The organism is Streptomyces recifensis (genome assembly GCF_002154615.1).
Lineage (GTDB): Bacteria > Actinomycetota > Actinomycetes > Streptomycetales > Streptomycetaceae > Streptomyces > Streptomyces griseoluteus.
On the sequence record NZ_MUNH01000276.1, the window covers coordinates 1 to 9,748 of the forward strand.

The 9,748-nt window shown below is 73.3% G+C and carries 7 protein-coding genes; 5 read left to right on the forward strand and 2 right to left on the reverse strand.

Annotated features, from left to right (window positions below; translation table 11 throughout):
• Window positions 1-424: IMP dehydrogenase (locus tag CCN33_RS16370; RefSeq protein WP_208621774.1), on the forward strand; the 424-nt coding region annotated here is incomplete at its 5' end.
• A 118-nt stretch (window positions 425-542) separates the two neighbouring features.
• On the opposite strand, the gene CCN33_RS16375 is transcribed toward CCN33_RS16370, so the two are convergent.
• Window positions 543-1,745, reverse strand: coding sequence for a nucleotide sugar dehydrogenase (locus tag CCN33_RS16375; RefSeq protein ID WP_086694345.1), 1,203 nt, complete (start codon window positions 1,743-1,745; stop codon window positions 543-545).
• 294 nt (window positions 1,746-2,039) lie between these two features.
• Here CCN33_RS16375 and CCN33_RS16380 point away from each other — a divergent pair, with 294 nt between their 5' ends.
• Window positions 2,040-3,746, forward strand: a complete 1,707-nt coding sequence (locus CCN33_RS16380; protein ID WP_086694346.1) for a glycerol-3-phosphate dehydrogenase/oxidase — start codon at window positions 2,040-2,042, stop codon at window positions 3,744-3,746.
• Window positions 3,747-3,769: 23 nt separating this feature from the next.
• Here CCN33_RS16380 and CCN33_RS16385 read toward each other — a convergent pair whose 3' ends face one another.
• Entirely contained in the window at window positions 3,770-4,129 is a 360-nt protein-coding gene (locus tag CCN33_RS16385; protein WP_107483951.1) for a hypothetical protein, read from the reverse strand.
• A 278-nt stretch (window positions 4,130-4,407) separates the two neighbouring features.
• Here CCN33_RS16385 and CCN33_RS16390 point away from each other — a divergent pair, with 278 nt between their 5' ends.
• The 3 genes from CCN33_RS16390 to CCN33_RS16400 all read left to right on the forward strand — a co-directional run.
• Window positions 4,408-6,375 (forward strand): serine/threonine-protein kinase, encoded by a 1,968-nt coding sequence (locus tag CCN33_RS16390; RefSeq protein WP_208621775.1) that lies wholly within the window; start codon window positions 4,408-4,410, stop codon window positions 6,373-6,375.
• 160 nt (window positions 6,376-6,535) lie between these two features.
• Entirely contained in the window at window positions 6,536-8,980 is a 2,445-nt protein-coding gene (locus tag CCN33_RS16395) for a protein kinase (protein ID WP_086694349.1), read from the forward strand.
• A 168-nt stretch (window positions 8,981-9,148) separates the two neighbouring features.
• Window positions 9,149-9,748: serine/threonine-protein kinase (locus CCN33_RS16400; protein ID WP_167387873.1), on the forward strand; the 600-nt coding region annotated here is incomplete at its 3' end.

Consider the following 9,748-nt stretch of genomic DNA (forward strand, 5'->3'; position numbering starts at 1 on the left):
GGCGACCGCGGTCGCCGACGTGGCCGCCGCCCGCCGCGACTACATGGACGAGTCCGGCGGCCGGTACGTGCACGTGATCGCGGACGGCGGGGTCGGCTGGTCCGGCGACCTGCCCAAGGCGATCGCCTGCGGCGCCGACGCGGTGATGATGGGCTCCCCGCTGGCCCGTGCCACGGACGCGCCCGGCAAGGGCCACCACTGGGGCATGGAGGCGGTCAACGAGGAGCTGCCGCGCGGCCAGAAGGTCGACCTCGGCACCGTCGGCACCCTGGAGGAGGTCCTCACCGGCCCCTCCCGCACCCCCGACGGCTCCATGAACTTCTTCGGCGCCCTCCGCCGCGCCATGGCCACCACGGGCTACAGCGAGCTGAAGGAATTCCAGCGCGTCGAGGTCACGGTCGCGGACAGCCAGCACCGCCGCTGACCGCTTTTCGCACGCAGAGGGCCCGGTCACCTTGGAGTGATCGGGCCCTTTCGTGTGCGCGGGGGCGCGTCCGGAGGCATGGGGGTGCACGGGCGCGACTGCTCCCGCGCGCTCCGTTTTACAACCGGTGCGCCGCGCCCGTAGGGGTGGCTCCTCGGGTGTCCAGGAGGAGTTGGGCCTTTACGGAGAGGCCCTGGAGGTCGTAGGTGCGGTGGGGCTGGAGGAGGAGGGTGAGGTCGGCGGCGGCCGCGGCTTCGTAGAGGGAGTCGGCGCGGGGGACCGGGCGGTCCAGGACGTGCCAGGCGGGGATGTGGGGGTCGTGGTAGCTGACGGAGGCGCCGAGTTCCATCAGGCGGACGGCGATCTCGTGGGCGGGGGCGCCCTGCTGGTCGGCGAGGTCGGCCTTGTAGGTGACGCCGAGGAGGAGGACGCGGGCGCCTCGGGCGGACTTGCCGTGCTCGTTGAGGAGGGCGGCGGCCCGCTGGACGACGTAGTGCGGCATGCGTTCGTTGACCTGCTGGGCCAGCTCCACCATGCGAAGCCCCCGGCTGGCGTGGCCGGTGAGGTCCTGCGGCACGCCGTGGCCGCCGACGCCGGGCCCCGGCCGGAACGCCTGGAAGCCGAACGGCTTGGTCTCGGCGCAGCGGATCACGTCCCACAGGTCGACGCCCAGCTCGTGGCAGACGACGGCCATCTCGTTGACGAGCGCGATGTTGACGTGCCGGAAGTTGGTCTCCAGCAGCCGTACCGCCTCCGCCTCGCGCAGCCCCCGCGCCCGGACCACCTTGTCGGTGAGCCGGCCGTAGAAGGCGGCGGCCGACTCGGTGCAGGCCGGGGTGAGGCCGCCGATGACCCTGGGGGCCGGGGTGTGGTCGCGGCTGCCCGGGTCGGTCCGGCTGGGGGAGTAGGCGAGGTGGAAGTCGCGCCCGGCGCGCAGTCCGGAGCCGCGTTCCAGGATCGGCCGCAGCAGGTCCTCGGTGGTGCCGGGCAGGACGGGCGACTCCAGGATGACCGTGGTGTGCGGGCGCAGCCGCTCGGCCAGCGTGCGGGCGGCCGCCTCGACCTGGCCGAGGTCGAGTTCGCCGTCGGCGCCGCGCGGGGTGGGCGCGCAGATGACGGCGGTGCGGACCCGGCCGAGCTGGGCGGGGTCGGTGCTGGGCCTGAAGCCGGTGGAGCGCATCCGGCGGAGTTCGGCGGGGCTGAGCGACCCCGCCTCGGGGCCGGTGGCGTATCCGATGGTGGGGATGCCTGCGGCGACGGCGGCCTGGGCCAGCGGCAGGCCGTAGGGACCGAGTCCGATGACGGCGAGATCTGCGGGCATGGCGTGGGCCGTCCTTCCCGATAGCCGAAGTGGGAATGGTGCGCAAGCCCGGTGGACCGCCTGAGCGAGCGCACAGTCAGACTAGGTACAAATATGACCGTTATGTGTGATTGTGTTCGTGTGTCTTCGGGGTGATACACGCGAGTTGTCCACAGGCTGAGGGCCCGTGGTGGCCGAACCCGGCCGGGCCCGCCACACTTTTGAGCATGAGGTTCTGGGCATGAGGAGGGGACGAAGGGGCGGCGCCGCACCGGGCGCGGTCCGTCAGCAGGTCTGCGAGAGCGGGAGGCAGCGGTGAGGACAGCGACCCTAGACCCGGCGCAGCGCGCCGGGGCACTGGCGGAGATGGCCGAGCGTGAACTGGACGTGCTGGTGGTCGGCGGCGGCATCGTGGGTGCGGGCACCGCGCTGGACGCGGCCACCCGTGGCCTGTCCACCGGCCTGGTGGAGGCGCGGGACTGGGCGTCCGGCACCTCCAGCCGGTCCAGCAAGCTGATACACGGCGGCCTGCGCTATCTGGAGATGCTCGACTTCCCCCTCGTGCGCGAGGCCCTGAAGGAGCGCGGCCTTCTCCTGGAGCGCCTCGCCCCGCACCTGGTCAAACCGGTCCCGTTCCTCTACCCCCTCCAGCACCGCGGCTGGGAGCGCCTGTACGCGGGCGCGGGCGTCGCGCTGTACGACGTGATGTCCATGGCGAGGGGCCACGGCCGGGGCCTGCCCACGCACCGTCACCTCAGCCGCAGCCGCGCCCTGCGCGTCGCCCCCTGCCTGCGCAAGGACGCCCTGGTCGGCGCCCTCCAGTACTACGACGCCGAGGTGGACGACGCCCGCTTCGTCGCCACCCTGGTCCGCACCGCCGCGTCCTACGGGGCCAAGGTCGCCAACCGCGCCCGTGTCACCGGGTTCCTGCGCGAGGGCGAGCGGGTCGTCGGGGTCCGGGTGGAGGACGTGGAGGGCGGCGGGGAGTACGAGATCCGCGCCCGCCAGGTGGTCAACGCCACCGGGGTGTGGACCGACGACACCCAGGGCCTGGTGGGGGAGCGCGGCCAGTTCCACGTCAAGGCGTCCAAGGGCATCCACCTGGTCGTGCCCAGGGACCGCATCCACTCCAGCACCGGCCTGATCCTGCGCACCGAGAAGTCCGTCCTCTTCGTCATCCCCTGGGGCCGGCACTGGATCGTCGGCACCACCGACACCGAGTGGGACCTCGACAAGGCCCACCCGGCCGCGTCCAGCGCCGACATCGACTACCTGCTGGAGCACGTCAACTCGGTCCTGGCGGTACCGCTCAGCCGTGACGACGTCGAGGGTGTCTACGCGGGCCTGCGGCCCCTGCTGGCCGGGGAGTCCGAGGCCACCAGCAAGCTGTCCCGCGAGCACACCGTGGCACACCCGGTGCCGGGCCTGGTGGTCGTCGCGGGGGGCAAGTACACGACGTACCGGGTGATGGCGAAGGACGCCGTCGACGCGGCGGTGCACGGCCTGGACCGCAGGGTGGCCGACTCCGTCACCGAGGACATCCCCCTGCTCGGCGCCGAGGGGTACCCGGCGATGTGGAACGCCCGCGAGCGCATAGCCGAGCGCAGCGGCCTGCACGTGGCCCGCGTCGAGCACCTCCTGAACCGGTACGGCTCGACGGCCGACCAGCTCCTCGACCTGATAGCCGCCGACCCCACCCTCGGCGAACCCCTGCGGCACGCGGACGACTATCTGCGTGCCGAGATCGTCTACGCGGCCTCCCACGAGGGCGCCCGGCACCTGGACGACGTCCTCACCCGCCGCACCCGCATCTCCATCGAGACCTTCGACCGGGGCACCCGCAGCGCCCGCGAGGCCGCCGAGCTGATGGCACCGGTGCTCGGGTGGGACGAGGACCAGATCGCCCGCGAGGTCGAGCACTACGAGAAGCGGGTCGAGGCCGAGCGCGAGTCCCAGCGCCAGCCTGACGACCTCACGGCGGACGCGGCCCGGCTGGGCGCGCCGGACATCGTGCCGCTGTAGGCGCTGTAGGGCCGGCCGGAGCTTCACTCGAACGAGTGGCCGGGTACGGGACCTCCGTTCCCGGCCCGCTCGTTCAAGGGGGTACGGGGATACAACTCGGCTGCTCCCGGAGCCGGTTCGAGCCGGGTGCCCGCCGTCGCGCCCGCGGGGTGGGCGCGGTCGGTGATGCCGCTGGTGCGGCTGCGCAGGGTGCGCGGGGCGGGGCCGGATTCCTCGCCGGAGTGCCGTGTCCCGGCGCGGAGTCGGGGCAGGAGTCCGGGGAGGTTCTGTTCGACGGTGTCGGACAGCCGGTGTTCCGTGGCGAGTTGCAGCACGACGATCGCCACGAAGGCCCTGCGCCGGCAGGGCCTCGGCGGGGGCTTCACCCCGCTGACCAGCAACACAAGCGCAGTGTCCGAGAACTGGGCGCCGCAGGACGCGCCAAGAGCCGTGGGGGTGAGCAGCACAGCCACGAGAACCGGTATGGACAGGACTGTCCGAAGGGTCGGCATCCCTGGCTCCTTCCGCGTCGGGGACATCATCCCGGCAACTGGAACATCTGGTTCGGAAGGCCCGTCGGCACGGCGCACGAGGTGCGTCCGGAGGGGGCCCCTGGGCGTCGGCCGGTTGCCGGGTGAGGGACAATGAAGGCTCTGTCAGGGCGGGTTGCATGAGGGGACGCATGTCGGAGGCGGAGCGGGCGGGGTCATCCCGTCAGGAGACTCGTCAGGGCAAGAACGAGCGTCGTCTTCTCGCCGGGCGGTACCGGCTGGGGGACGTGCTGGGCCGGGGCGGCATGGGCACGGTGTGGCGTGCCGAGGACGAGACCCTGGGCCGGACGGTGGCGGTCAAGGAGCTGCGGTTCCCGTCGAACATCGACGAGGAGGAGAAGCGGCGCCTGATCACGCGCACGCTGCGCGAGGCCAAGGCGATCGCCCGTATCCGGAACAACAGCGCGGTGACGGTCTTCGACGTGGTCGACGAGGACGACCGGCCGTGGATCGTCATGGAGCTGGTCGAGGGCAAGTCCCTGGCCGAGGTCATTCGTGAGGACGGCGTGCTGACGCCCCGTCGGGCCGCCGAGGTGGGGCTCGCCGTGCTGGACGTGCTGCGGTCCGCGCACCGCGAGGGCATCCTGCACCGCGACGTGAAGCCGTCCAACGTACTGATCGCCGAGGACGGCCGGGTCGTGCTCACCGACTTCGGCATCGCCCAGGTCGAGGGCGACCCGTCGATCACCTCCACCGGCATGCTCGTCGGTGCCCCCTCCTACATCTCCCCGGAGCGGGCCCGCGGCCACAAGCCCGGTCCCGCCGCCGACCTGTGGTCGCTCGGCGGCCTGCTGTACGCGGCGGTCGAGGGCGTGCCGCCGTACGACAAGGGGTCGGCCATCGCCACCCTGACCGCCGTGATGACCGAGAGCCCCGAGGAGCCCAAGAACGCGGGCCCGCTGGGCGACGTCATCAAGGGCCTGCTCACCAAGGAGCCCGAGCAGCGGCTCGACGACGCCGGCGCGCGGGCCATGCTCAACAAGGTCATCAACGCCGGTGACGCCGAGCCGCTGGACGCCACCCGAGTGGTGCCTATCCCGGCGCAGCCCGACTCCCCCGAGACGAAGCGGGAGGAGTCCGGGGACAAGGTGCGCGGCGCGCTGCGCTCGGTGCGCAAGGCCGCCGGTGCCGCGTCGGCCGCGGCTGCCGCCCGGTCGAAGAGCGAGTCCGGAGTGACGACCGGGGCCGCTGGACGCGGGGCGTCCGACACGCCGAACTCCAGCGCGAACAAGCCAAGTTCGAGCTGGCCCGTGATGCCCCGGCCCGACATGGATCTCCCGCCGAGGCCGGCGCCCAAGGCGTCGCTCACCGACGTGGTGCCCCGGCGCACGCTGATCGTCGTGGCGGCGGTGATCGCGCTGGCCCTGGTGGTGGTCGGCACCGTCCTCGCCCTCACCCTCGGCGGTGGCGACGACAAGGGCACCGGCGCCCAGGGCGCGCCCAGCGCCAGTTCCTCCACCAAGCGTGACCCGGACAAGGACGGCTCCGGCGCGACCGGTCCCGACGGTTCGGGGTCCGCACCCGCGACCGACGGCTCCCGCTCCGGCGGTGCCGACGACGGGAGCACCGCCGACGACTCCGACGGCAAGGACAAGGGCAAGGGCGGCAGCGGCGGTTCGGACGACGACTCCTCCGGCTCCTCCGGGAAGAAGGGTTCGGGCAGTGCGCCCGTCGTGACGACCCACAAGAGCTCCCAGGGTTACTCGATCGGCCTGCCCAAGGGCTGGAAGTACGGGTCGACGGGCGCCGCGGGCGACCGCTACACCGGCCCCGGCGGACAGAAGCTGCTCGTCGCCTGGACCAGCACGCCCAAGAGCGACCCGGTGAGGGACTGGGAGAACCAGGAGCGCTACATGGTGCGCTCCCAGTACGACCGCATCCGGATAGCGAAGGTGGACTACCGGGGCTGGACCACGGCCGACTGGGAGTTCACCTATGTGGACGGCGGCACCAAGTACCGTTCCATCGACCGGGGTTTCAAGGTCAACGACCACCTCGGGCACGCGCTGATGTACACCGCGAAGAGCTCCGACTGGGACGGCGCGCTGCGCGAGGACACCTGGAAGACGCTCACGGCGTCCTTCGAGCCCAAGTCGTGACCTGAACGAGTTCGGGTTGGGAGCCTGTAATCGGTCATCCCCTCGGTGCGGGTTGCCTCCGGCACGTATCGTGAATGGTTGAGAACCGTACGCAGCCGGGTGTGACGCGTGACGGGTGGTGAGCGATCGCGGGCGACCGGAACGGCAGGGGGTGGCAGACGTGGACGACTACGCGGGGCGGGTGCTCGCGGACCGCTACCGACTGCCGCTGCCGCCCTCCGACGAGTACGAACTCACCGAGACGTACGCCTTCGACACCTACAGCGGGCAGGAGGTGCTGGTCCGTCAGGTGCCGTTGCCGGAGGTCGTCGAGGCCGAGGTGATCGACGCCGAGGGACTGCCCGAGGGGTTCACCGCGCGTGAGCGCGGCCGTCGTGCCCCGGCGGGCCGCAGCGCCACCCGTACGCCCGGGGACCCCGCCGTGCGACGCGCCGTGGAGGCCGCGCAGGCGGCGGCCCGGATACCGGACCACCCGCGACTGGACCAGGTCTTCGACGTGTTCGCCGAGGGCGGTTCGCTGTGGATCGTCAGCGAGGCGGTGTCGGCGCGTCCGCTGTCCGCGCTCCTCGCCGAGCAGCCGCTGTCGCCCTACCGGGCGGCCGAGGTCGCGGCCGACGTGGTGATGGCGCTGCGCGTGCTGCACGCCCACGGCTGGACCCACCGCAACATCACCGCCCGCACGGTCCTGGTCTGCGACGACGGCCGGGTCATGCTGACCGGCCTGGCGGTCGGCGCGGCGGAGGAGGCGCTCTGCGGGTACGACCCGGTCCCGGCCCAGGACGGCCCGGAGGACCACCCGCTGCCCGACCAGCGGCAGCCCGGCGGGAGTGTCGTACCGCGTACGGCCGGGGCGGCGGCCGTCGCCGACACGGACCCCGAGGCCGCCCGGCGTGCCGCGATCCAGGCCCGCGTGGCCGGCGGACTGCCCGCACCCGCCGCCAACGGCGACTCCGGCGCCCCCGCGCCGGCCCTGCCCCGCCCCATGGAGAGCGGGGACGACATCCGGGCCGCCCGCGCCGGGGCCATCGCCGCGTACCGCGCGGGGGCCCGCGCCGCCGCCCGCGTACAGGAGTCGCAGCGGGGCGGCCGTACCGCCCTGCCCGGCGCGCGGACGGCCGCCGAGGGGGAGATCGCGGAGGAGGGCGGCAACCCGCCCGGCCACGTGGCCGATCCGTACGGGGTCGCCGGGCGGCCCTGGCACGGCGCCGGGCCCCGCCAAGCCCAGCTGGAGGCGCCGCCGCCCTACCCGTTGAACCCTGCCCGGCCGGGCGTGCCCGGTCCGCCCCGGCCCGCGCTGCCCGCGCAGAACGGCGGCGGGTCCGGCGTGTCCGGGTGGGACGAGCCGGAGACGGCCGGAGCGCGGCGCGGGCCCGGTACCGCCATCGCGGCCGAGCGGTCGCGGCACATGCGGATGACCGTGGTCGGCCCGGTGACCGAGCGGTGGGCGCCCGAGCAGGCCGGCCCGGTGCACGAGAACTGGCAACTGGCCGCGCCCGTCGGCCCCGCGACCGACCTGTGGGCGCTCGGCGCGCTGCTCTTCCGCGCCGTCCAGGGGCACGCGCCCTACCCGGAGGAGTCCACCGCCGAGCTGGTGCAGCTGGTGTGCGCGGAACCGCCCGCCTACGCGGAGGAGTGCGGGCCGCTGCGCCCGGTCGTGGAGTCGCTGCTGCGTCAGGACCCCACCGAGCGGCTGGACTTCGAGGAACTGAGCGGCTGGCTGCGCTCGCTGGTGCGGTCCGCGCCCGAGCCGGACGCCGGTGCCCATGTGGTGCCGGTGCCGCCCGCCGACCCGACCCGGCTGCCGATAGTGCGCCGGCGCGGTGAGCTGGCCCGGTGGCGGCGCCGCAACAAGGCGCCGGTTCCGCATCCGCACGCCCGGCACAAGCGGGCCCGGCAGGAGGCGCAGGGCTCCCCGCGCAACCTCGGCCGCACCCTGCTGCTGCTCGTCCTCCTGCTGCTGGCCGGGGCCGTGGCGTACGCGGTGATGTTCATGCCCAAGCAGGGCGAGGACGGTGACCGTGCCGGAGCGGCGGGGCAGGCGAGCCCCGCGCCCTCCCACGAGCGGCAGCCGTCGGATGCGGCGAGCACCCCGGACGACGGGCCGACCGCGTCCTCGCCCGCCACCGAGACCCAGACCGGCGGAGGAGCGGCGGCGGACGGGTTCACCCTGCGCACCGACCCGGCCGGCTTCAAGGTCGCCGTCGCCAAGGGCTGGTCGCACGCGCCGCGCAACGGCAGTGGCCAAGTGGTGTATTCGCACGGCAACTTCGAGCTGGTCGTGGTGCCCGGCCGGGACAGCACCTCCACCTACGGCACCGACCCGATGGTGTACCAGCGGGACAAGGAACGGGAGTTGCAGCCGTACCGCGACTCCAGCTGGGCCACGGCGTCCGGGCTGCGGACCATCGAGGTGGGCGGACGGACCATGGCCGAGGGGCAGTTCACCTGGACCGACGCCCAGGGACGTGACCTGTTCGTGCGCAACATGGCGATGCTGCTGAACGGGCGGTACCACATCGTGCAGGTGCGCGGCCCGGAGGCGGAGCGGGACGAGGTCACCCGGCTGTACGACCAGGCGACGGCCACCTACCGCTACACCGGCTGAGGCGACGCTCCGACAGGGCCCTTTGCGGAAGCGGGCGTTCGGTTGCACGGACTGTGCGGAAGCGACAACAGTCACAGTGCCGGTTCCGTGGCACCCCGCCGGTTCCCTGGGCGGGGGCCGGTCCATAGTCTGACCCTGACAAGAGCATTGCGGGGCAACGTGAATCAGATGCAGGGCCAGCTCGTGGCGGGCCGCTACCGGCTCACCGATTCCATCGGCAGCGGTGGCATGGGACGGGTGTGGCGCGCCCATGACGAGGTGCTGCACCGGAAGGTCGCCGTCAAGGAGCTGACCGCGGCGCTGTACGTCTCGGAGAGCGACCAGCACGTGCTGCTGGCCCGTACCCGCGCCGAGGCCCGCGCGGCCGCGCGCATCAACCACTCCGCCGTCGTCACCGTGCACGACGTGCTGGAGCACGACGGCCGCCCGTGGATCGTCATGGAGCTGGTCGAGGGGGAGTCGCTGGCCGACGCGGTCAAGGAGCGCGGGCGGATCGAGCCCCGCGAGGCCGCGCGGATCGGGCTGTGGGTGCTGCGGGCGCTGCGCGCGGCGCACACGGCGGGGGTGCTGCACCGGGATGTGAAGCCCGGCAACGTCCTGCTGGGCCGGGACAGCCGGGTGTTGCTCACCGACTTCGGCATCGCGCAGATAGAGGGCGACAGCACCATCACCCGTACGGGTGAGGTCGTCGGCTCGGTCGACTACCTCGCGCCGGAGCGGATACGCGGGCACGACCCCGGTCCCGCCTCCGACCTGTGGGCGCTCGGC